Raw genomic sequence first — 21,316 nt, forward strand, 5'->3', positions numbered from 1 at the left:
GAGAGATACATGCGTCCACGGAAAAACACCTCAGAACACCTATTGTTACAGTCAGCACACGCTTTTAAACGCTATGGCTATATGGGCTGTAGCATGGGGAAATTGGCCGAAGTCTGTGGTCTCTCAAAAGCTGCATTTTATTATGACTATCCGAATAAAGACGCATTGCTGATGGAAATTTTAAACCTGACGCATATAAAGTTACAGCACAGTATTTTTCAGCAATTACAGCAAACTACTACCTCACCTCAACAGGCTTTCTCGCACATCCATCAACTCGCCATACAATTTTTTAGCCAAGGTGGATTAGGTTGTTTAGTCGGGATATTAAGTATGGAGCGGCAACATTTGCCAACTGAGATTTTTGCAAAATTACAATCCATCTTTCACGAGTGGCAACTCGCCTTTGAAGTGTTTTTTAAGCGATGCATGACCATCGAACACGCCACGCAACTTGCCAAAGTCAGCTTGGCGGATTATGAAGGCGCAATTTTAATGGCTCGAATGAGCGATGATTTGAGTTATCTCGATTTAGTCCGAGACCGCATTTTGCTTCAACTTGCAGAGTCTTGATAGCGATATTCAATTTTATGTTCTTCGCCAAAACGGTCGACATGTGTATAAAACTCGCCGTATCGGCCTAAATAATACTCGAGCGATTGATTGTAAAAACTCCAATAAATCGACCATTCATTCAAATCTAATTGGCGTATTTGAGTTTTACAATTGACTGGCATGCGACGTAAAAAAACTTCTTGTAACTGTTCGGCTGCCTGTAGCGAATCTAATTTGTATTGTTGTTGAAAGAAAATTTCCGCAATATCATCAAAAAGTTGCTGTTCATATTCATCTACTTCAATCACCTGATCGACTTGGCGTATAGCATCATCATTTGATGCTAGAGAGATACTGTTCGATTTTTTTGGTGCTTGGTAACGCATATATTTTTGACGATATTTTTCTGTTTTTATCATTTTTTTGACCACGATTCCTGCTGCAGACAACGCAATCAGAATACATATCACAATGAGAAAATTAACCATAATAACAACCTACTGCCGATGACGCGCATGCACATCTTGAATCATCGAATATTTTTATGGACTAATATAACGCACAATAACGTTTAAAATTCATACAAAATTATTTTAAAGCTGAAATTTGGCCTATTTTCTTTGCTAATTTATTTCAAACTATTACACCTGCTGAAATCATTGAGTATGTATACATTTCTAAAATATCTATTATTACTTTAAAAACAGTATAGTTAGATGCATTTATGTGGTTATTTATCCGTATTTAACGATTAATTTATAAATATACATTTGTAAATTTTGCAACAATTTTGAAATAAAAACCCAACCCAACGGCGCAATGGCTGCAAAAAAAACATAAAACGCAACAAGAAGCCTCTTTAAGCACAGGGCGATATCTTCTGAAATGGCAGGCTGTTGGAGTTTTTTATAAAAAGAAAAAATTATGATACGCGAAGCACAAATTCAGGATATACCCGAAATTATTCACGTGATTCACAACAGCATTCGTTCATGTATCCAGGACCATCAACGTAATGAAAGTGTGATTCAAACTTGGCTTGAGGAGGCAAACCAATCAAATATTTTAATGTGGATGCTTTACAACGACAGTTGGGTCTACGTCAGTGACAATCGAGTGGTCGGCTTTATTTTAGTCAGTGATCAGGGACAAATTTTACTGAACTATATCTGCCCTGAACGTCAGTACCAAGGCATTGGTAAGGCGTTATTGTTAAACATGATGCACTGCGTCCGGAAAAAGAATATTACCGAGATCAGTCTAGAAAGTACCCATACGGCACTCGCCTTTTACCAAAAATATGGCTTTGTCGCACATCAGGATTTTGAGCCTACTGATGTTCCGCTTAAATTGGTCAAACAGCTCTGTTAGTAGAGAGGTAAAGCTCCTAGAAGGATAGATGTTCAAATAGGATGATTATGATAGGTGAATTTAAAGAGAGATCAATCTAAATAAGTATTGGCAATGGATACTACCGATACCTCCACAAAGTTTTAAACCGTTTACGACTAGGTATCAAGGCTTAAGTTGATCGCGTCCTGCCTGTTTGGCCATATATAAATAATGGTCTGCATGTTTCATTAAAGCTTCGATACTGTCAAAGTCATTTTGCTTATCCATCCATGCCATGCCCAAACTTAGAGTGACGTAATTTTTGTCATCACCCCGATTAACATGTTCAAGCTGTTCATTACGCATGGCTTCGAGTACCAATTGTAATTGCTCTTGGGCAATCGCATACGGAACATCATGCATCAATATGGCAAACTCTTCTCCCCCGTAGCGAGCCACATAGGCTGAACTTGGCAGGGTATTTTGCATGGTTTTCACGATCTGCTGTAACACCTCATCGCCTTTGAGATGTCCATAGTGGTCATTATAATTTTTAAAATAATCAACATCTAACATGGCAAAGACCAGTGTTCGATGGCTATGAAAACGGACTTCCGAATATAAGCGTTGAATTTCAGCATTCAGTGCACGGCGGTTGAATGCCCCCGTTAAGGCATCAATACGAATTTGTAGCTCTAGCTTTTTATTCAGCTCGTGAAGCTGTAAGGTGCGCTCTTTGACTTTCTGATCGAGTGAACTGTTTAGCTCAAGCAAACTATTATTCAACTGTTCCGTATGCATCGACTGCTGTGCATAATGATGCGATTGCTGAAACATGATCAACAAGGCATACAAACTGGTTGAAATGAACGATAAATTGACTGAATCAATCAAATTCATCATCAGCAAAAAGTCGTTTAAAAAGGTAATGCACAGGAAAATAACCGCGATTAAATTTAATTTTGAATACGGTTCTTTCTTTTTCAGTGTTACGTAAAAACCATAAGCAAAATTACTTAGAACAACGATCACATAGGCAAAACTGTAAGTTGCCAAAGGTTGAAAAATTTCAGGCGTCGAAACAAAAGTCACTGAAATATTCAACGACAACAGCAAAATCGCGATCTGATAATTTAAGGTAAATAAATAGCGACGACTGAGCAAGTGGATATAACTTAAAAAGAAAATCGATGCCAAATAGGTAAATAAGTATTCTAATCGCGTGCCCCACAACCAATTGATATCGGTAAAAGTGGTATAGGCATAAGGTGCTGAAAATAAATTATGGAGTGCTAAAAAGACAATAAATAAGCCAAACACCAAGTTACTTCGGCTATTGCGACCGCGTAAACCTCGGAAAACAGAAAATAGGATCGTAAATAGTCCCACACCCAAGACGGCGCCCGACACCATCCCAATACTCATCATTTGTTGTTGGAATTGGCGGTTTACTGTCTTGGCGATACCAATACGCATTGGGTTTTCAAACCCGCCATGCATACTGTTAAAACTTGAAGCCTGAATGGTTAAAGTGAAATATTCATCTTGTGCCACAAAATAGGCAATTCGCGGTGCATTCTCCGTTTTTTGTTCTGCTTCAGTACGCCCCACCTCGCCCAAACGAACGATCACATCACCATTTAAAAATACCCGATACGCACCGTACTGATTTGGAATCAATACCGCGATACGTCGACCAATAAATTGTTTAGGGATTTGGAAATGTCCAGTAAATGTCCCAAAACCTTTACTGTCCCCTGTGATGTCTTTAAATGATGCAGGCAGATAGACCGTTTGACCGACTAGAACCGAACTCGGAGACGTTAAAAATTGATTTGGATAAAACAACCATTTGCCTTGTAAGAGGCTACTGGTGTCTTCCGTGAAGTAGATTTGGTTAACTTCGTTTTGATGTTTTAAATAAAACGATTTAGGAGCAGTTTCATACTGTGCTTGAGCAGTCGATACAGTGAGTGCCAATGTAAAAATAATAAAGGTAAGAACCCAGAACAATCTGGTGCAAGGCAACTGTAAAGACAACGGCTTTGATTCCTGCGTTTATACTCGAGCAATTATTCTAATCTACGGTAAAAGACAAAAATAACAACTACTATTTTATCAAATTGATCAATAACGTCCATGTCATTGATCTAAAACTATTGATCTATTAATCGCGAGTTTTTACGTCATACAATTCAATCTCAAAAATAAGATTTGAATTGGCAGGAATCACATTGCCCATTTTACGCTCACCATAAGCTAAATGTGATGGCACGATTAACTTACGTTTACCACCGACTTTCATCCCCATGATGCCCTGATCCCAACCTTTAATCACACGGCCTGTACCAATTACCGTTTCAAAATAATTACCACGATCCAGTGATGAATCGAATTTAGTGCCGTCTTCTAACCAGCCTGTATAGTGTGTTGTAATCAAAGCGCCTTTAACCGCTTCTTTACCTTCGCCTACCACTAAGTCAATAATTTCTAATTCTTTGCTCATGCTCTCAACCTCAAATGCCGCAATCAAAATAAAACCCTATTATAAACAGGATTACTTTGGATGCCGTAGTAAATACGCTGTTAAAAATTGAGCTCCAGAATATCCTGATCATTCATTAGATCTTGAGTTAATTTTCTATGGTTTGTCGCAGAGCCAATTAAGATCCAACGCCCACTGATTTTATGTTCAGTTTTATGTCGCACACTACGAACCACTTGCATTTGATAGGTTTTAAACAGCTCTTCATAGTCATCCAGCGTTTGTTGTCGAAAGTGACAAACGATACGATAACTCCGTGCTTGGTTTTTCGCTTCAATCCACGCTTGAATATAAATCAAAACAATTAAAACGATCAGCACAATCACCGTACCAATCAAGCTCAGCATGACATAGCCCGCTCCCGCAGCCATGCCTAAGGCAGCGGTCATCCAAATGGTAGTTGCTGTGGTAATGCCTGAAATTCGATTTTCATCTTTAAAAATTACCCCCGCACCCAAAAAGCCGAGGCCAGTCAAAATATTGGCCGCAATTCGATCATGACTATCAACGCCGATACGTAACGATAAGATAGTAAATAAACATGAACTTAAACTGACCATAATCATGGTGCGCAGACCTGCCGACTTACTTCGGTACTCACGTTCCGCACCAATGACAGCGCCAATCATAAGCGCCACAAATAACAAATAAAAATCAGGGTACATCGGCTGCTCCCCATCTTTAAAATTTTCTCATTGTTTGTAGATATACCGAATTTTATAGTCAGGATGCAAGCCTGAACTCACATCCATCGTGATGAGTTAAATCACATCAAATGCTTATTGCAATTGTGTCCATTCAATCACCGCTTGAGCTTTATCACCAATCAAAGTCCATTCGCCATCCATTACGTTTAATTGTAAAGACATGGTTCGTTCGCATAACTCTTGAATGGCAGCTGTACTCGCTTCAGATAATTGCCAAATTTCAACATTCTTCAGGGTTTTCAGTTTGCTGTTGCGTTTATACCATTCGTCTACTGAAGAACCATAGGTAATCACAGCAACGTGTGGGCAACGAGCACTGGCTTTTTTGACTTTGTCTTCGTCAGGGCAACCGACTTCAATCCATTTCACCAATTGACCTGTTAAATCTTTTTCCCACAGCGCTGGTTCGTCTGTTTCGAAAAGATCTTTGGTAAATTCTAATGCTTCATCTGCATAGCGTGCATATGCCAAGACACGTACCATCAAACGTTCAATCGTTTCAGAAGGATGCAAAGCCATCGTCAATTGATAATCACCATATTGGTGTACATCCATATTGGCAATGTTCAAATCTGCTTTATAAATTGTAGCTTTTAGCGCCATGGTAAAGTCCTCAAATTTGGCGCTTAGCATATAAGATTTAGCAAGCTTTTGCTGCGTTGATTTACTTATTTCTCCGCTTTATCGGCATCGATACGACACTGCATTAAGCGATCTTCAAATTCGAGCCATTCACGTTCAGTTTGGTAAATAATTTCGACACGATTATCGATACTTTCCTCGCTCGACTGATAATTAAACTGATCAGGATTAAAGTTAAAGGTTTTCCAACCTTGGTCTGTCTGAAAAATACCTTTGATCCGTAGCCAATCTTGCTGCTCACAGAGTAAATCTAACAGCTCAAAAAAGTCGAAAATCCATCGTTTTGGGAGTTTCCAACCTGCGACACTATAGCCCTGAGCGGATTCAACATAATGATAAGGCAACTGTTTAATTTCTGTGGGTACATCGACCAACGTTTGCTTTTGCATCGCCAATAAAGGCTGAATTTTACGCGGACTTCCCACATAGGCGAGATCAATATTTGCCAGTTTTAATTCACCTTTGACGACATTGATCCATTGCTGCTGATACGGTAAATACGCTTGTTTGAGTCGTTCCAAACCAGCTTGATCGGCATCACTCATACAATCGACATGAGACACCACAACGATTTGTGCCACTTTGAGTTGATCGGCATACAGGTTTTGTGACGTCCAATCTTGATCATGTAAGCGTGAGCCATCGACCACGGTCACCAATGCTCGCATGGCTAAATGCGGATGCCAATGTGGCTCAGTCAATTGCTCCAAAAGTTGTCCCGGATGCCCCAAACCTGTCGGCTCAATAAACAGTCGGTCGGGTTTCACCTCTGACAATAACCGTGACAACGCAATTTGCATCGGCAGTTGGCTGCTACAACATAGACATCCACCCAATAATTCCTTCACCGCAAAGCCCTGATCTTGCGGCAACATCTGTTGATCGACCCCAATTTGCCCAAACTCATTCATCAGTACGGCCCAAGTTTCGCCCGCTGGCTTTTGCTTTAATAACTGCTGTAAAACTGTGGTTTTACCCGCACCTAAAAAGCCAGAAATAATATGAACCGGAATCGCACCGTGGGTAGAAACTAATTTCAAAAGTGAGTCACTCAAATAAATAGCCAATGATTGATGGCCTTTACCATAATGATTTCAAAAAAATGCTGCAAGCCTAGTCTTCATTTCTCCGTCTTCATTTTCCTAAAGCATAGATCAGCCTAGTATCCGAGGCATTGAATGATGATCTGGCTGTTAAACAGCCTATTTATTCCATTTGCATGAATGCATGACATATCTGGTCACATTTTATTGGCAAAGTTAACTCTTATATTTAAAAAAATAGCCATATCGAAAAGAATCCTTACATTTGGATTTTAGTGAAATTTCTGGATTCTGCTTATTTACGACATCGATGTAATCATCATGTAAACAATGAATGAATCATGAAGTCGATTTGGTCATTTTTTCTTGCAAAGTTAAATGAAGATTCCGATATTTTTTTACATTTAAAACACAGGATGGACGGTTATGTATTCATCCAGTTAACCAGTTTGTTTCACTTTGTTGCTCGCATTGATCACTCGGTTTTCTCGATTTAGCATGAGTTCTCTCCTGATGGACGTGATGATCTTTTCAGGACTTACTAAAATATATAAGGATGCTCAAAATGAAATTAACTCAAATTTTACTTGCTTCTACTCTAGCTGCTGCAGCTGCAACAAGTTTTGCTGCGAGCAAAGATAAACAAGAAGCGCCTGAACAAGAAAAAGTAGTGGTTAGCACTCAAGAACAGCCAGCGACTGAAACAACTGCTGCTGAAGGTACTGCTGCTCAACCTGCTTCAGAAGCAAATGCTGAAGGTTCTGCACCAGCTCAACCTGCTCAGTAATAGACGGATAGCGTACTCCACACGCTAAATTCATTTAGTCTGCTGCTCAACATTTATCCCTCACTAATAAAATGTTGTGCTAAATGAATTAAAGTCGCCGGATCATTGAAAAATGGTTCGGCTTTTTTATGCTCAAAGCCACTGATTAATAGATTTTAATGATCGATAAATCATTCAAAATGATTGATGATTTTCATATAAATAAATATATATCATCCACTTAAAATAAAACCCTGCAAAAAACACGACAATTCGATTCATCGTTTCGACTTATGCCTAGCTTGTTGAAAGTCTCTGTTTAGAACTTAATAGTGGCATATGTGAAGTGATTGGATGTTTACGCATGAGCAATAAAGCAAATTACACAACGGAAGTTGCCATTCTGGGCGCAGGTCCTGTCGGCTTAACCATTGCAAACTACTTAAGTAAGCAAGGCGTCAATGTCACTGTGATTGAACAACTGGACAGCCTGATTGACTACCCACGTGCGATTGGTATTGATGATGAATCATTACGTACCATCCAATCATTAGGTTTAGTGGACCAAGTGTTACCGCATACGACACCGAACCACGCGATGCGTTTCTTAACCCCTAAAGGCCGTTGTTTCGCAGACATTCAACCGCTCACTCGTGAATTTGGTTTCTCACGTCGTAATGCCTTTATTCAACCACAAGTCGATAATGTACTGCTACAAGGTTTAAAACAGTACGAAACCACAAATGTTTTATTCTCTCGTCAATTGTCTGATTTTAGCCAAGATGCCAATGGTGTAACGCTAAATATTCAAAATAAAGACGGTGAAGCTGAAAAAATTCAAGCGCAGTATTTGATTGCTTGTGATGGTGGTAACTCAGTGGTACGTCGTACCCTCAACATCGGCTTCGATGGTAAAACTGCACCGAACCAATGGATCGTGATCGACATCAATAACGACCCACTTGCAACGCCACACATTTACCTATGCTGTGACCCTGTGCGTCCTTATGTATCTGCTGCGCTTCCACACGGTATTCGTCGTTTCGAATTTATGGTGATGCCTGGTGAAACTCAAGAAGAATTAAGCAAACCTGAAAACATTGCCAAATTATTGTCGAAAGTGCTTCCAACGACCGACGGTATTGAAGTGATTCGTCAGCGCGTTTATACCCACAATGCCCGTATTGCAGATAAATTCCGTGTAGACCGTATTTTACTTGCAGGTGATGCTGCGCACATCATGCCAGTATGGCAAGGTCAAGGGTATAACAGTGGTATGCGTGATGCATTCAACCTTGCGTGGAAAGTTGCAATGGTTGTACAAGGCAAAGCTGGCCCTGCGCTTTTAGATACATACCAAGTTGAACGTAAAGATCATGCCAAAGCGATGATTGATCTTTCTGTAATGGCGGGTCATGTCCTTGCGCCACCAAAAAAATGGCAAGGTTTTGTGCGTGATGGTATTGCCTATGCGCTCAATTACATCAAACCGATCAAACAATATCTATTGGAAATGCGCTTCAAGCCAATGCCGAAGTACAACGGCGGTGCATTGATCAATAACGGTGTTAAAGATTCACCTGTGGGTAAAATGTTCATTCAACCACATGTTCAACTTGAATCTGGTGAGAAAGTCCTACTCGATGAAGTCATCGGTAACGACTTTGCAATCATTGCTTGGGGCGTCGATCCTAAATGGGGTCTGTCAGATGCGACCATGAAAAAATGGCAAAAATTGGGCGTTAAATTTATCCAAGTATTGCCTGCTGTTCAGCTTAGCAATGAAAATCGCACCAAGTACGACAATGTGATTACGATTGGTGATATTGGTACCGATATTCGTGGTTGGTTTGGTAAAACCACTGAATCTGTTACGATTCTTCGCCCAGACCGTTTTGTTGCAGCGATTGCAATTCCACAAACTTTAGACAGCGTGAGCCAACAATTGTTTGCAAAATTGCATGCTTAATAATCTAAATAGATCTGCAAGAATTAAAAATCACCATGCATAAAGCATGGTGATTTTTTCTATAATCACTATAAACATCGCATGCTATAATCGTTCAATACATAATTATAAGCTTCGCAAAATGCAAAAAAGATTTCAGAAATTATTCATTTATAGTTTGTTGGGCTTTATTTTTATCTGTTCACTCATTTTCGTAGAGATACATCATTTTCATGCCAATAGTTGGTTAGCTATTTTCGTTTTTTGCCTCTGTTTTCTTATTTCTTTGAATTGCTATTTATTACGCTTAGAAAAAGATGTGAACAAAAACGAAGAATCTAATTTTTTGTCCTTCCATTTATACATTTCATTTTTTTATGCAGTCATTGCCAGCTTTTTTCTCACCACAGTGATTCTTGCTTTATTTGCATTACAAACTCAATATTTTGGTCAAGATAAAAATATCATTCTAAAAGGCCAAGTCTATTCACCCACATTTACACTAGAAAAGAAGCCCTGCCGAACTCGCCTTAAATTTCCCGAAAGTGGTTGGTCTACCTTCGCCTATCTCTGTCTAGATACCAAGAAACACAACTTTTATGGTTATTACAAACTCCATTTGAAAACCAGTTTCGCCGGGTCTACGATTCAGGATTATGATTGGATTGATGATCAATTAACATATCAGCAGCATCGTGCCTTAGATATGGATCCACATCAAAAAAGACTGCTTGAAATATATGCCAAACTTGAAAGAGATTTAGGCCCACCTCTATCTGATGATGAAGCCGATGATTTTTTAAATAGACCCAACAACGATTGAGTCTATTTAATTTAGCGCAATATATGCCATACATTATCTAGGCAATAATTAAAATCGCTTTATCATCTTAGTGATTGATATTTAAAACTCTTTCTTTTTAATTCTCAAAGAAAGAGTTATATGAATAGACTTATAGCAATACCACGTTCAGCCAACAATCAAATAAGCATCCAAGTTAAACCGACTGAAACCAATGCACATCTTTTACCGATTCACGTTGCTGAATCTGCTGAATAAAAGGTTTAAATTCATCTAAATATGGCAATATTTTGAATGAAATTGCATACACCATCCAATAAGCTAAATACAAATCTGCTGCGCTAATTTTATCCCCCAACAGATATGGCTGGGCCTGCGCAAGCCCTGTTTTAATAAAATCTAAAAGTATTTTTTCATTACCAAAACTCAAACTGCCACGTTTTTCATCCATCAACTCTGTGCTAATGCCGACATTTTTCATGTCCATATATTCAGTCAGCGGACCATGACAGAAAAACATCCATTTCAAATATTCACCACGTTTTGGATTATCCAAGGCGGGTGCTAAACCTTTGTCACTGAATTTATCGGCTAAATAACTAAAGATGGCTGCAGTTTCACTGATCACAGCAGTACCATCGACCAAGCAGGGAACTTTGCCCATGGGATTAATCTTGAGATATGCCGCTTGATGCATCTCTTCATATGGCACTTCAATAATCTCAACTTCTGACTCGATGTCTAATTCTTTCAATAAAGGCAGAATGGTATTACTGCGTGAGCGTGGATTGCTGTAGAGTTTCATTGTTGGGTTCATTGTAGATATCCTTATTTTCATCCTTGTTGTTCTGTCTATGACTATACGCGGCTTTATGTAGAATTATGTTGCGTTCATCCCTGCTTTAAACACTTTCCGATACAATACGCCCGACTAATAATTACGCTAAATTTGAATTTATATTTAAAGCAAAAAGTATTTACTCTGACTTTCTGATAATCAAACAATTGAGCTCTACATCGATGAAAAATGAATATTTAATTGCCATGCTAACGGTGATTTTAATTTCAGGCTGTTCCAAGAAAACCGAAGAAATGGCAACTGAAGCCAGCGCAGATGCACAACCTGCTCAAGTCAGTACACAGCAAGATCAAGCAGCGGAAAGCACATCCAATGAGCCGTCTACCACGCCTGCAACAACACAGAAACCTGAAACTATTTTAAATGAGCAGGTCAACCCAGCCGAAGCCTCCCGTAAAATGGTTCGAGAAGCCAATGTCAGTTTTGAGTCGAAAGATGTGGTTAAAACGGCCTTAGAAATTGAAAAACTCACGCTAAGTTTAGGTGGCTTTATTGAACAGAAAAATATCGACTTTGTGGTGCAAGAGAGTCAATCCTACCCGATTGCTGACGGCAAAATTAAAATCTTTGAAAAAATAAATCCGCAAGCGGAAATGATCATTCGTGTGCCAAGTGAAAAAGCTGCACATTTCGTTAATCAACTGTTGCCCCTTATGCATTTTTTGAACCGTCAGCAATATTCGGCAAAACGCTATGAGCTAAAACTACTCGAAGAAAAAATGTCGCAAACACAGGTCGTGCCCGACCATGTTTCTGCAGCGCAAGTCAATGAAATCTCACGCCTGACCCGCTTAGAAGTTCAAGATCGTGTCCGCTATAGCACGATTGTGATTAGCTTTACTCAACCTGCCACTGTCCGTGAACATATCGATATTAACCTTGATGCTGTTGCGCAGTTAAATGGCGATAGTTTCTGGCAAAGAGCATGGTACGGTATACAAAAAGGGTGGCAATTTGTGTTGAGCCTGTTGGTTGTTCTCATTACGATTTGGCCACTCTATCTGATTATACTCATCGGTTTGATTGCCTACCGCGTGATGAAACCCTATTTACAAAAATGGTTTAAATAAATCAGAGTGACAAAGGCTATGTATCATTGAGTCTTTGATTAAAAATACGATAAATAAAAAAATCCCGAAACTCTTAATTCGAGATTTTTTGTTTAACTGATGTTACACACGTAAAAGTACTTTCGCATTTTTAATATGCATTTTAAGTCTATTCGACGGAGTCTTATATCTAGGGATTGAATAAAGGGATTAGCCTTCGGCTAGAGGTACTCTTACGAAACATTGTTTCTCATTCGGCAAAATGAGAAGCGAAGCTTCGCAAGGAAACCATCTTGCGGAGCAATGCTCCTCACCGCAAAACTCGTTCACTACCGTCAAATTATTCAGAGTATCGCAAAAACTTTTTGATTAGAAGTTGTCCTGTCTCAAACACTTGCGGATGACCTTACCGCGTATCGTACTTTATATTTGAATCAAATTGCGCTTCTGATGTTACTGCGTAACATCAGTTATTTAGATCTTACGGCAATATGTAAAAGCTTAGAAAAAGCCCATATAGAACTGCTCTTTTAAGACTTTTAAAATCAATTCGATTGCATCATTTTTACGATCTTTTCGATAGCTCGCATACAAACCAATGGTCGGCAAAGGTTCAACGGTACTTTTAACCAATATTTTATCACCGAGCAATGGAATCACATAAGACGGTACTAAACTCCAACCGACACCCATACCGACCAAATTGACATTTAACAAAATATTGGTCGAATGCTGCACCAAGTTCACATTCAGTTTATTTTGCTTAAAGAAATCTTGAATAATTCGGTATAGCTCAGGTGATGAATGTTCATCACTAATAATAAAATCCTGATTATTCATGTTTTTAATGCTGATATGCCGCTGTTCTGCTACAGGCGAATTTTTCGGTACAATCAACGCCAAAGGCTCAGTAAAAATCTGAACAGATTCTATATCAGGGCTTTCTTCGACATAACGGGTAAAGGCAATATCAATCTCTCCTTTACGTACTGCACTGATCTGATCGACATCCATTAAACTATGAAAATGAATTTTCAACTCAGGAAACTGAGCACGGATATTCGGCATGATATAAGGAAAGACCTTCATTTCAGCCACAGGAACAAAGCCGATATTCAGTTGTTCTTTACTGAGCTGCGCAATTTGACGCGCATCTATCATGGCTTTTTCAGCATGCTCTAAACTCAAACGCGCTTCTTTTAAAAAGGCCTGACCTTCTGCAGTCAGTTCAACTTTTCGGTTGGTTCGCATCAATAATTGCACCCCAACTTCCTGTTCTAGGTCTTTAATTTGCTGACTTAAAGAAGGTTGCACAGTACACATTCGCTGCGCAGCCTTGGTAAAATTTAGCTCTTCGGCAACCGCAACAAAATATCGTAGATGTCGTAATTCCATTATTCAGCTCCTAAACCACTGCGTTTGAATTGGTTTGCCACGAATAGACGATACATCCACGTAGTGAACAGCACCATCACCGCACAAAATAAATAGGTTGCCTGAAATCCAAAGTATGCAATCAGCACACCCATAATGACCGAACCGACAGCAAGGCCAATATCAAACAAGGCAAAAAAGGTGGATATCGCATGTCCCATTCGGGCTTTTTCTACCGTTTGAATCGCGACCGTTTGCAGGCATGGGAAAACTGAACCGTAGCCGATGCCCATAAAAACTGCCGATATCCAAAGCACCCATTGATTCGTGAGAAAACTCACAACCACCAAACCAATGGCAAAGCAAATAAATGATGGATAGATGACTGCACTCGGGCCTTTACGATCATAGACTTTGCCAACCCAAGGACGGACGAGCAACATCGACACAGCAAAGACAATAAAAAAGATACTGGTATAAGCGAGTAAATGCTTCAACTCTGCATAAGCGGTGATAAAACTCATCACACTCGAATATGCAAATGCGGTCAGCAATGCCACAAAACTGATGGCAAGTACCCGTGTTTCTATCACATCACGCCATTGGATGGCTGCGGATTGGCTCGCTTGATCACTTGATTTATGCTGTACGTGTTCTTGTATTTGAACCAACCACGTAAAAATATAGCCCACTGCAACCAATAAGGCTAATACTGCAAATAAGGTACTAAAACTGCTGGATTGAATCATACTCAGCGCTAAAAATGGCCCGATCACCACTCCTAAGTTGGTCGACATGACAAAGTAGCCCATGCCTTCGCCCTTTCGATGATCTGGGATGTAATCATTTACGATGGGAACATTGACCGTGGTTAATATACTGAACCAAAAACCATGTAAAAAACGAATGACCAACAACGACCACATGCTGTCAATCCACAAATAACTCAGCGCAAAAACGACAAAAATAAAGCCTGAAATACGTACAGAATTGGCTTTACCAAAACGCTCAATGATCATGCCGGAAAAGGGACGAATCGCAATGGATGACACCAAAAATAGCGTCAAAGCCATACCCGCTTGCTGAATCGAACCACCCAATTCTTTCATAATATAAATGGGTAATATGGTCAGCAGCGCAAAGTAATAGCTAAATAAAAACAAGTTATTACACAGACAAAAAACAAAAGACTTGTTCCATAACGATGCCTGATGTTGAGTAGTCATGAGGTCATTGCCTCGCTGCTACGCGTGGCTTGGGACTGCGTAAAAATCGGGTTTAGCGCCAACTGCACCAGTCGCTTGATATAGTCTTCATCTGGCTGAGTGTTAAAGAAAATGATCTGATAATGAATCGGGCCATACAACATATCCAACATGAGTTCGAAAGGATAATCCGCGCGAATTTCGCCTCGTTGAATGGCCAATTGGATCAGCTCACGTGTCGCTTCTCGTCGAGGTAACAAATACTGTTTAAAAAACTCACCCGCTGCTTCACGATGCTCCGCCAAAACCACGAGCAACGCTCGACCCACGTGCTGATTTAAAGCCCGTGATAGTTTGAGCAATTGTTGATTTAGATTGAACTCTAAACTTTGTGATAAATCGAGTTCAAACACCGACGCGGTGTGTGCTTTAAAAGCATCGAAAACCAGATCGGACTTATGCTTCCACCAACGGTAAATCGTCGATTTTCCCACGCCTGCACGAGCCGCAATATCTTCAATGGTCATGCTTCGATAATCACTTTCCGCCAAAGCATCTGTGACCGCTTGTAAGATACATTGCTTACGCCGAGAAGTTTTTTCAGTTTCACTCATAATTCAAAAAACGAAACGCTACGTATCGTTTTATATTAAACGGTATTGGACTGAATGACTATCTTTAACTAAGCTTTGAAGAAAAAAACTTTAGTCGCACACTCGGAATTCAAATCCCTACTGCACTCTCCAGACGAATTTCAGAATAAAAAAAAGATCGCTTAAGCGATCTTTTCAAATATTCAGCCACCAAAGCGATTAGCTTTGTGTCGACTTTTTATAAATACTGCAAGAAGGATGATGATTTTCCTGTAAACGCGCCACTTTACGATGTTCCGCAGCTTCGAAGCGACAACGTTTCCAGTCATTATCTAGATTTAATGCCGGAATTTGTTTTGGTTTACCTTGATCATCAACAGCGACCATTGTGAAATAGCAACTATTGGTATGACGCACTGTACGTTTTTGAATGTTCTGCGCTTCAACACGAATACCAATTTCCATAGAAGTACGACCTACATGGTTCACACTTGCAAGGAAAGTCACTAACTCACCCACGTGAATTGGTTCTTTAAAATTTACTTTATCGACTGATAGTGTCACCACGTAGCTACCAGAATAGCGACTTGCACAAGCATACGCGACTTGGTCTAACAATTTTAGAATCGTTCCACCATGCACATTACCCGAAAAATTCGCCATGTCAGGAGTCATTAAAACTGACATCGATAATTCTGACTGGTCGTCTAGTGCATTCGCAATTTGATCTAATGGGGACATCTTGTTTCTCTAGACTCGTGATATAACAATGATTAATGTGATTATTATATAGATTTTAATCAAAATTAAATGTTCAAATCGGCAAAAAAACCATCATTATTATTTATAGTGATCATACCATCATTCAGTAAAATATATATTGATAACGATATACACCCGATAAACAAGTAGTTATCGCGCTATCTATCAATTTTTTTTAATCCAAGCTATGCTGTGTTTTATATTTAAAACATATTCATTAAAACGCGTTGTTCATCGATTCAACATAGCACGGCATTAAACTTAATCTTCTAAGACTTTTAACATCTCGAAAGATACGTTGTCATAGCTGGTTTTTTGTCCACCATCATTGGTACTTTCTAGCGTGTAAGAGTTATCTACATGTACATGAGTGACAATAAATACGCTCTCTTCCATCATCGCAAGCTTTACTTTTTGTCCTACATCAAGCGTTTTCATCTACAGCCACCTTTAAAATATTTATTGGTTTTAAGTATTAATAACCTGATGATATTCTAAACACTTCAACAGTATTGGTAAACGTAAGCACATGAATAAAAACGCTAATATAGGTATATACTCTTAAAATCTACGTAAAACCAATTAATATGATTTTCTTAATTAATTTCAAATAATTAACTGTATATTTTCTTATTATTACGATTTTTATATTTGGCAAATCTTTTGATTAAGACCTAAAACCAATCAACATCCAATATATTAATGATTACTGGATGCTATAGAGCATGGGAAAAGCTGAGAACAAAAATTAAAATGCTTTGCTGAAATAAAAATGCACCCTGCTAGGTGAACAGGATGCATGTCAATTTGCGGATCGTACCAGCCTAGTCTTTGGCCGCTAAATAAGGAATATGATGTCCCTTGCTATATTGATGTTCAGCATAAACCCGAGAAATCTCTCCAAGTTTTTCTAAGGTTGCCTCTTCACCTGCAAGCATCGTCACTTCACGACCTTTTACATCAAATATATGTGCTTTTTCACGTAAATCAGGTTGAATCACAATGTCTGCTCGCTTGAGTTCTTCTTGAGCTAAACGATTTTGCATAATATTGATATTTTGGTTAAACAAACCCCAAACATTCGACGTTTCGGTATGAATCGGTCGTGCCAAAATATCCACCGCAATAATAATATCCGCCCCTAAATCGCGTGCAACGTCCACAGGAACAGGGCTGACCAAGCCACCATCGACATATTCTGTGTCTTCAATAATCGTTGGAATAAACATGCTCGGAATCGACACCGAAGCACGAACAGCCTGCCCCGTATTGCCATAGTTGAACACGACTTTTTTGCCATCCTTTAACTCGGTTGCCACCACATACATTGGGGTTTTTAGCAACTCTAAAGGCACGTCATCAACTTGCTCATTGATATAATCTTCAACTTTTTTACCGTCAAAAAAGCCTTTTTTGTCCAAACGTATTTCTCGAACATCATTGGCTTTCATATTTAAGGCGATATCTCTTAACTCATTGGCACTTTTACCTGATGCATAGATTGAACCCACAATACTACCCGCACTGGTTCCGACAATGAAATCTGGGTGTATTCCCTGCTGTTCAAGTATCTGAATGGCGCCAATGTGTGCATAACCACGTGCCCCACCACTCCCTAAAACCAAAGCAACAATCGGACGCTTTTCCTGCTTTTTCACTTTTTTAAAGTCAATGCGGTTATTCGCCACCTGTGCAGGTGCTGCTGTATAAGTCCGAATTTGTGCGGTTGTTTCAGCGCTGACCGTTTTTGAGCCCACACTTTGACAACCTACAAGGCTGATTGCGAATGCAGTCATCAAAACAGTTATGCTTTTCATTGAGAGATATTCCAAATGCAACTCGAGATTTGAAGAGAAAAAGTAGTCTAATCAGTCCGCATTCACGTCACTGTTATTATTCGTTAATGCCTATGACCGATGCACATTATATTGACATACAACCTAGAAAGTCATTGGCTGTCAAAATTTCAATGTCTAGCAGAATTTCCACATCAGGATTTTAGACTTTATCTAGCAAAAAAAAGCCCCGATAACGGAGCTTTTTTTAGTTAATTTTTGACTTTACCAAATATCGGAATTAACGCGATCCTTATATTTTGGATGTTCATCCATCTTAAACACTGGCTCTTTTACACCACGTTTTAACTGTGAGGTGTAGTCTTTCATCAACATCAATAAGAATGGAGTCAGCAATAAAATCGCAAAAAGGTTAATACTCGCCATCACGCCCATGAAGAGGTCTGCTAAGTTCCAAATCAGGGGCACACTCATGATTGAACCAAAGTACACCATCATCAGGACGAATACACGGAATACAAACATGACCTTAGGATTGTTATTGATAAACTGTACATTGCCTTCAGCATAAGCATAATTACCGATTACTGAAGAATAAGCGAATAAGAACAAGATAATGGCAAGGAAGTCATCTCCCCATGCGCCAATCTGGCTTTCAAGCGCCATTTGTGTCAAAACAACGCCTTCAAAGCCTGCATTTTCATACAAGCCGGATGCCAAAATAATGATCGCCGTACAGGTACACACCACAAATGTATCGACAAATACACCGAGCATCTGAACCAGGCCTTGATTGACTGGGTGTTTAACATCTGATGCTGCTGCGGCATTGGGTGCAGAGCCCATACCCGCTTCATTCGAGAATAAACCACGTTTAATTCCCTGCATCATTGCCATAGAAACCATGGCACCGAAAAAACCACCTGCCGCAGCATCAAATTCAAAGGCTTTACTGAAAATTAACTGAAAAATATCTGGGAGCATCGCAAAGTTAGCAAATGCAACATAGAAAGCAACTGCGAGATAAAGCAACGCCATAAAGGGTACAAATCTTTCTGCAACTTTGGCGATTCGTTTAATCCCGCCAAAAATAATCAGCGCAGTAATGAACACCAAGAACAAGCCCACCCAAGAGATTTCGAAACCGAAACCACCTAAGTCTAAAATGATATTGGCTTTATCCCAGCCCCACGCATGTGAGGTCGCACCTGTAATCGCATTGGCTTGCACCGCATTAAAGACAAAACCGTAAGTTGAAATCAGCGCGATGGCAAAAACCACACCCAACCATTTTTGTTTTAAGCCTTGGGTAATGTAATAAGCTGGTCCACCACGAAATTGCTGATTTTGCGTATCACGCACTTTAAAAAGCTGTGCAAGTGAAGATTCCACAAATGCTGAACTCATCCCTAAAAATGCGGTAAACCACATCCAGAACACCGCACCAGGCCCACCAATCGCAATCGCAATTGCAACACCTGCGACATTACCTACACCGACACGACTGGCTAACCCTGTCACAAAGGCTTGGAATGGTGTAATCCCATGTTCATCATCGCCTTCTTTACGGCTAGATTTCATCACTTTCATACTGTGAATGAATAGGCGAATCTGGACTGCGCCAGTGATTAAAGTATAGAAAATACCAACAGCCACTAAGAATACGACTAAGAAATCCCAAAGCGGATCATTAAAAACTTTGACCCAGCCCATGAGAGTTGCATTTAATTGTTCATCCATAATCAATACCTAAAATGCGAATACAAAAAAACAAAGGCTCTAATTTAGAGCCTTTGTAGAATTAAGCGAAAAATTTGAGAATTAACTGAATAACCGTCGCATTAATTAAGTCAACAAAGAATGCACCACATAGCGGTACAATTAAGAATGCCTTATGTGAAGGGCCATACATATTTGTAATCGCTTGCATATTTGCCACAGCCGTCGGGGTTGCACCCATACCAAAACCACAGTGACCTGCTGATAAAACAGCAGCATCGTAGTTTTTACCCATTACACGGAAAGTCACAAAAGCAGCATACAAAGCCATCGTCAGCGTTTGTGCACCCAAAATGACTACAAGTGGGCCAGCGAGATCGGACAATTGCCATAACTTTAATGACAACAATGCCATCGCCAAATACAAAGATAGAGATGCATTACCAAATACATCGATAGCGCGGTCAAAAATTTGTACACGGAAAATACCTTCCAGTACATTTCGCAAAATTACACCACCAGCCAGTGCCCAAACAAATGTCGGTAATTCAAATACAGTACCTTTACTAAAATCGGTCATGAAGTCCGCAAATGCTAAACACCCTGCAAATAAACCTAATGTGGTAATCGCATTATCTGCTGTAATGAGACGAACTCGATGCGGATATTCAAACGGCACATATTCTGTTGAATTAATATCTGCTAGAGGAGTGTTATCACTTTTTTCAATTTGTTCATGAGTACGAGGCGTTGCAAGTTGATAGCGGTTAATTAATAGCTTAGCCAGTGGACCACCGATAATACCGCCAATAATCAAACCAAATGTCGCACTTGCCATACCTAAGGCTAATGCACCTTGAATGCCATGTTGAACTTCTAAAATTTCACCCCATGCGCCTGCAGTACCATGACCACCGGTAAGGGTAATAGAACCTGCAATCAAACCAATAAGAGGGTCAATACCTAGCACCGTCGCAAGACTGATACCTACGAGGTTCTGCACCATGATGAATGAAGCAACAGCGACGATAAAGATGACCAAGCCGATTCCGCCCTCTTTTAATTTGGCAAAGTTTGCACTTAAGCCAATAGAAGCGAAGAAAATCAGCATGAAACTCGTTTGTAATTCACTACTCGTTGTAATGCTATAGCCCCAAAGACTGTGTACTACTAAAGAAATAATCGCTGCAACTAAACCACCGGCAACAGGCTCTGGAATGTTATATCGGCCTAAAAAACCAATACGATTAACAAGAAACCGTCCCAACAAAAGCACAATTACCGCTGCGATTAAGGTATAAAACGCGTTAAAACTAAATTCCATATAATTTGTCCAAAATTATTTGAATATTTTTAAAGCTCTTCTATCAGCATTAGCTGCCTTTATGGTCTGAAATACAACTACATTTTGTAATTTCAAATCAATAATGCAATTAAACGACTCAAGCTAAAGAGTTTGAAAAATATTCATCATCTGATTCAAATAAGTAAGTCTGAGCTTTAAAAATCAACTCAAAATGACTAACAAATCGCTAAAAGTTTTAAATTGAGAAACAGCCTCAAATGAAGCAAATTTAATGACAGAACATTGTGTATGTCTGTACTGTTTCGCACTATTT

The 21,316-nt window shown here is 39.5% G+C and carries 21 protein-coding genes; 6 read left to right on the forward strand and 15 right to left on the reverse strand.

Annotated features, from left to right (window positions below):
* The first annotated feature begins 9 nt into the window (after nucleotides 1-9).
* Nucleotides 10-573, forward strand: a complete 564-nt coding sequence (locus FTV38_RS02855; protein ID WP_180021231.1) for a TetR/AcrR family transcriptional regulator — start codon at nucleotides 10-12, stop codon at nucleotides 571-573.
* Here the strand turns inward: FTV38_RS02855 and FTV38_RS02860 are convergent.
* Entirely contained in the window at nucleotides 555-1,043 is a 489-nt protein-coding gene (locus FTV38_RS02860) for a hypothetical protein (protein WP_180021233.1), read from the reverse strand. The two genes, FTV38_RS02855 and FTV38_RS02860, sit on opposite strands and share 19 nt — an antisense overlap.
* 436 nt (nucleotides 1,044-1,479) lie before the next feature.
* On the opposite strand from FTV38_RS02860, the gene FTV38_RS02865 reads away from it, so the two are divergent.
* On the forward strand, nucleotides 1,480-1,926 hold the full coding sequence (locus FTV38_RS02865) for a GNAT family N-acetyltransferase (protein ID WP_180021235.1): 447 nt from the start codon (nucleotides 1,480-1,482) through the stop codon (nucleotides 1,924-1,926).
* A 144-nt stretch (nucleotides 1,927-2,070) separates the two neighbouring features.
* Here FTV38_RS02865 and FTV38_RS02870 read toward each other — a convergent pair whose 3' ends face one another.
* From FTV38_RS02870 to FTV38_RS02890, 5 genes are all read right to left on the reverse strand, one after another.
* The gene (locus FTV38_RS02870; protein WP_180021461.1) at nucleotides 2,071-3,867 is read right to left on the reverse strand and encodes a diguanylate cyclase domain-containing protein; all 1,797 of its coding nucleotides are present in this window, start codon (nucleotides 3,865-3,867) and stop codon (nucleotides 2,071-2,073) included.
* A gap of 187 nt (nucleotides 3,868-4,054) precedes the next feature.
* Entirely contained in the window at nucleotides 4,055-4,393 is a 339-nt protein-coding gene (locus tag FTV38_RS02875; RefSeq protein ID WP_180005310.1) for an FKBP-type peptidyl-prolyl cis-trans isomerase, read from the reverse strand.
* Between the two features lie 80 nt (nucleotides 4,394-4,473).
* Complete coding sequence (locus FTV38_RS02880) at nucleotides 4,474-5,097, reverse strand: MgtC/SapB family protein (protein ID WP_180005309.1); 624 nt, start codon at nucleotides 5,095-5,097, stop codon at nucleotides 4,474-4,476.
* A gap of 114 nt (nucleotides 5,098-5,211) precedes the next feature.
* Nucleotides 5,212-5,742, reverse strand: coding sequence for a YaeQ family protein (locus FTV38_RS02885; protein ID WP_078191423.1), 531 nt, complete (start codon nucleotides 5,740-5,742; stop codon nucleotides 5,212-5,214).
* A 65-nt stretch (nucleotides 5,743-5,807) separates the two neighbouring features.
* Nucleotides 5,808-6,821 (reverse strand): GTP-binding protein, encoded by a 1,014-nt coding sequence (locus tag FTV38_RS02890; protein WP_168379278.1) that lies wholly within the window; start codon nucleotides 6,819-6,821, stop codon nucleotides 5,808-5,810.
* Between the two features lie 568 nt (nucleotides 6,822-7,389).
* Here FTV38_RS02890 and FTV38_RS02895 point away from each other — a divergent pair.
* From FTV38_RS02895 to FTV38_RS02905, 3 genes are all read left to right on the forward strand, one after another.
* Nucleotides 7,390-7,611, forward strand: coding sequence for a hypothetical protein (locus FTV38_RS02895; RefSeq protein ID WP_078191424.1), 222 nt, complete (start codon nucleotides 7,390-7,392; stop codon nucleotides 7,609-7,611).
* 343 nt (nucleotides 7,612-7,954) lie between these two features.
* Complete coding sequence (locus FTV38_RS02900) at nucleotides 7,955-9,559, forward strand: bifunctional 3-(3-hydroxy-phenyl)propionate/3-hydroxycinnamic acid hydroxylase (protein WP_180021237.1); 1,605 nt, start codon at nucleotides 7,955-7,957, stop codon at nucleotides 9,557-9,559.
* A 298-nt stretch (nucleotides 9,560-9,857) separates the two neighbouring features.
* Entirely contained in the window at nucleotides 9,858-10,361 is a 504-nt protein-coding gene (locus FTV38_RS02905) for a hypothetical protein (protein ID WP_180005306.1), read from the forward strand.
* A gap of 175 nt (nucleotides 10,362-10,536) precedes the next feature.
* Here FTV38_RS02905 and FTV38_RS02910 read toward each other — a convergent pair whose 3' ends face one another.
* Nucleotides 10,537-11,145 (reverse strand): glutathione S-transferase family protein, encoded by a 609-nt coding sequence (locus FTV38_RS02910; protein WP_180021463.1) that lies wholly within the window; start codon nucleotides 11,143-11,145, stop codon nucleotides 10,537-10,539.
* 215 nt (nucleotides 11,146-11,360) lie between these two features.
* Between FTV38_RS02910 and FTV38_RS02915 the strand changes: the two genes are divergently transcribed.
* Nucleotides 11,361-12,269, forward strand: a complete 909-nt coding sequence (locus tag FTV38_RS02915; protein ID WP_180021239.1) for a DUF4349 domain-containing protein — start codon at nucleotides 11,361-11,363, stop codon at nucleotides 12,267-12,269.
* Between the two features lie 480 nt (nucleotides 12,270-12,749).
* Here the strand turns inward: FTV38_RS02915 and FTV38_RS02920 are convergent, their stop codons facing one another.
* The 8 genes from FTV38_RS02920 to gltS form a co-directional block, all read right to left on the reverse strand.
* Nucleotides 12,750-13,643: a LysR substrate-binding domain-containing protein gene (locus FTV38_RS02920; RefSeq protein ID WP_078191428.1), complete on the reverse strand. Its 894-nt coding sequence runs from the start codon at nucleotides 13,641-13,643 to the stop codon at nucleotides 12,750-12,752.
* The gene (locus FTV38_RS02925; RefSeq protein WP_180021241.1) at nucleotides 13,643-14,848 is read right to left on the reverse strand and encodes an MFS transporter; all 1,206 of its coding nucleotides are present in this window, start codon (nucleotides 14,846-14,848) and stop codon (nucleotides 13,643-13,645) included. The genes FTV38_RS02920 and FTV38_RS02925 overlap by 1 nt, the downstream gene beginning before the upstream one ends.
* Entirely contained in the window at nucleotides 14,845-15,441 is a 597-nt protein-coding gene (locus tag FTV38_RS02930; protein WP_180021243.1) for a TetR/AcrR family transcriptional regulator, read from the reverse strand. Before FTV38_RS02930 ends, FTV38_RS02925 begins: the two co-directional genes overlap by 4 nt.
* A gap of 198 nt (nucleotides 15,442-15,639) precedes the next feature.
* Complete coding sequence (locus FTV38_RS02935) at nucleotides 15,640-16,161, reverse strand: acyl-CoA thioesterase (RefSeq protein WP_078191431.1); 522 nt, start codon at nucleotides 16,159-16,161, stop codon at nucleotides 15,640-15,642.
* Nucleotides 16,162-16,443: 282 nt separating this feature from the next.
* Entirely contained in the window at nucleotides 16,444-16,620 is a 177-nt protein-coding gene (locus FTV38_RS02940) for a hypothetical protein (RefSeq protein ID WP_171262670.1), read from the reverse strand.
* 386 nt (nucleotides 16,621-17,006) lie between these two features.
* Nucleotides 17,007-17,999 carry a patatin-like phospholipase family protein gene (locus tag FTV38_RS02945; protein WP_180021245.1) on the reverse strand — a complete coding sequence of 331 codons (993 nt, stop codon included), beginning with the start codon at nucleotides 17,997-17,999 and terminating at the stop codon, nucleotides 17,007-17,009.
* A 243-nt stretch (nucleotides 18,000-18,242) separates the two neighbouring features.
* Nucleotides 18,243-19,718, reverse strand: coding sequence for a sodium:alanine symporter family protein (locus FTV38_RS02950; RefSeq protein WP_180021248.1), 1,476 nt, complete (start codon nucleotides 19,716-19,718; stop codon nucleotides 18,243-18,245).
* A gap of 61 nt (nucleotides 19,719-19,779) precedes the next feature.
* Nucleotides 19,780-21,021, reverse strand: coding sequence for a sodium/glutamate symporter (gene gltS / locus FTV38_RS02955; RefSeq protein WP_168379287.1), 1,242 nt, complete (start codon nucleotides 21,019-21,021; stop codon nucleotides 19,780-19,782).
* Nucleotides 21,022-21,316: the final 295 nt, after the last annotated feature.

The sequence above is a fragment of the Acinetobacter sp. YH16044 genome (assembly GCF_013417145.1).
GTDB lineage: Bacteria > Pseudomonadota > Gammaproteobacteria > Pseudomonadales > Moraxellaceae > Acinetobacter > Acinetobacter amyesii.

Coding starts and splice junctions, on each gene's coding strand:
- FTV38_RS02855 (WP_180021231.1), top strand. CDS start 10: ATGCGTCCACGGAAAAACACCTCAGAACACCTATTGTTACAGTCAGCA.
- FTV38_RS02910 (WP_180021463.1), bottom strand. CDS start 11,145: ATGAAACTCTACAGCAATCCACGCTCACGCAGTAATACCATTCTGCCT.
- FTV38_RS02895 (WP_078191424.1), top strand. CDS start 7,390: ATGAAATTAACTCAAATTTTACTTGCTTCTACTCTAGCTGCTGCAGCT.
- FTV38_RS02930 (WP_180021243.1), bottom strand. CDS start 15,441: ATGAGTGAAACTGAAAAAACTTCTCGGCGTAAGCAATGTATCTTACAA.
- FTV38_RS02935 (WP_078191431.1), bottom strand. CDS start 16,161: ATGTCCCCATTAGATCAAATTGCGAATGCACTAGACGACCAGTCAGAA.
- FTV38_RS02885 (WP_078191423.1), bottom strand. CDS start 5,742: ATGGCGCTAAAAGCTACAATTTATAAAGCAGATTTGAACATTGCCAAT.
- FTV38_RS02915 (WP_180021239.1), top strand. CDS start 11,361: ATGAAAAATGAATATTTAATTGCCATGCTAACGGTGATTTTAATTTCA.
- gltS (WP_168379287.1), bottom strand. CDS start 21,021: ATGGAATTTAGTTTTAACGCGTTTTATACCTTAATCGCAGCGGTAATT.
- FTV38_RS02950 (WP_180021248.1), bottom strand. CDS start 19,718: ATGGATGAACAATTAAATGCAACTCTCATGGGCTGGGTCAAAGTTTTT.
- FTV38_RS02925 (WP_180021241.1), bottom strand. CDS start 14,848: ATGACTACTCAACATCAGGCATCGTTATGGAACAAGTCTTTTGTTTTT.
- FTV38_RS02920 (WP_078191428.1), bottom strand. CDS start 13,643: ATGGAATTACGACATCTACGATATTTTGTTGCGGTTGCCGAAGAGCTA.
- FTV38_RS02860 (WP_180021233.1), bottom strand. CDS start 1,043: ATGGTTAATTTTCTCATTGTGATATGTATTCTGATTGCGTTGTCTGCA.
- FTV38_RS02945 (WP_180021245.1), bottom strand. CDS start 17,999: ATGAAAAGCATAACTGTTTTGATGACTGCATTCGCAATCAGCCTTGTA.
- FTV38_RS02875 (WP_180005310.1), bottom strand. CDS start 4,393: ATGAGCAAAGAATTAGAAATTATTGACTTAGTGGTAGGCGAAGGTAAA.
- FTV38_RS02880 (WP_180005309.1), bottom strand. CDS start 5,097: ATGTACCCTGATTTTTATTTGTTATTTGTGGCGCTTATGATTGGCGCT.
- FTV38_RS02865 (WP_180021235.1), top strand. CDS start 1,480: ATGATACGCGAAGCACAAATTCAGGATATACCCGAAATTATTCACGTG.
- FTV38_RS02900 (WP_180021237.1), top strand. CDS start 7,955: ATGAGCAATAAAGCAAATTACACAACGGAAGTTGCCATTCTGGGCGCA.
- FTV38_RS02940 (WP_171262670.1), bottom strand. CDS start 16,620: ATGAAAACGCTTGATGTAGGACAAAAAGTAAAGCTTGCGATGATGGAA.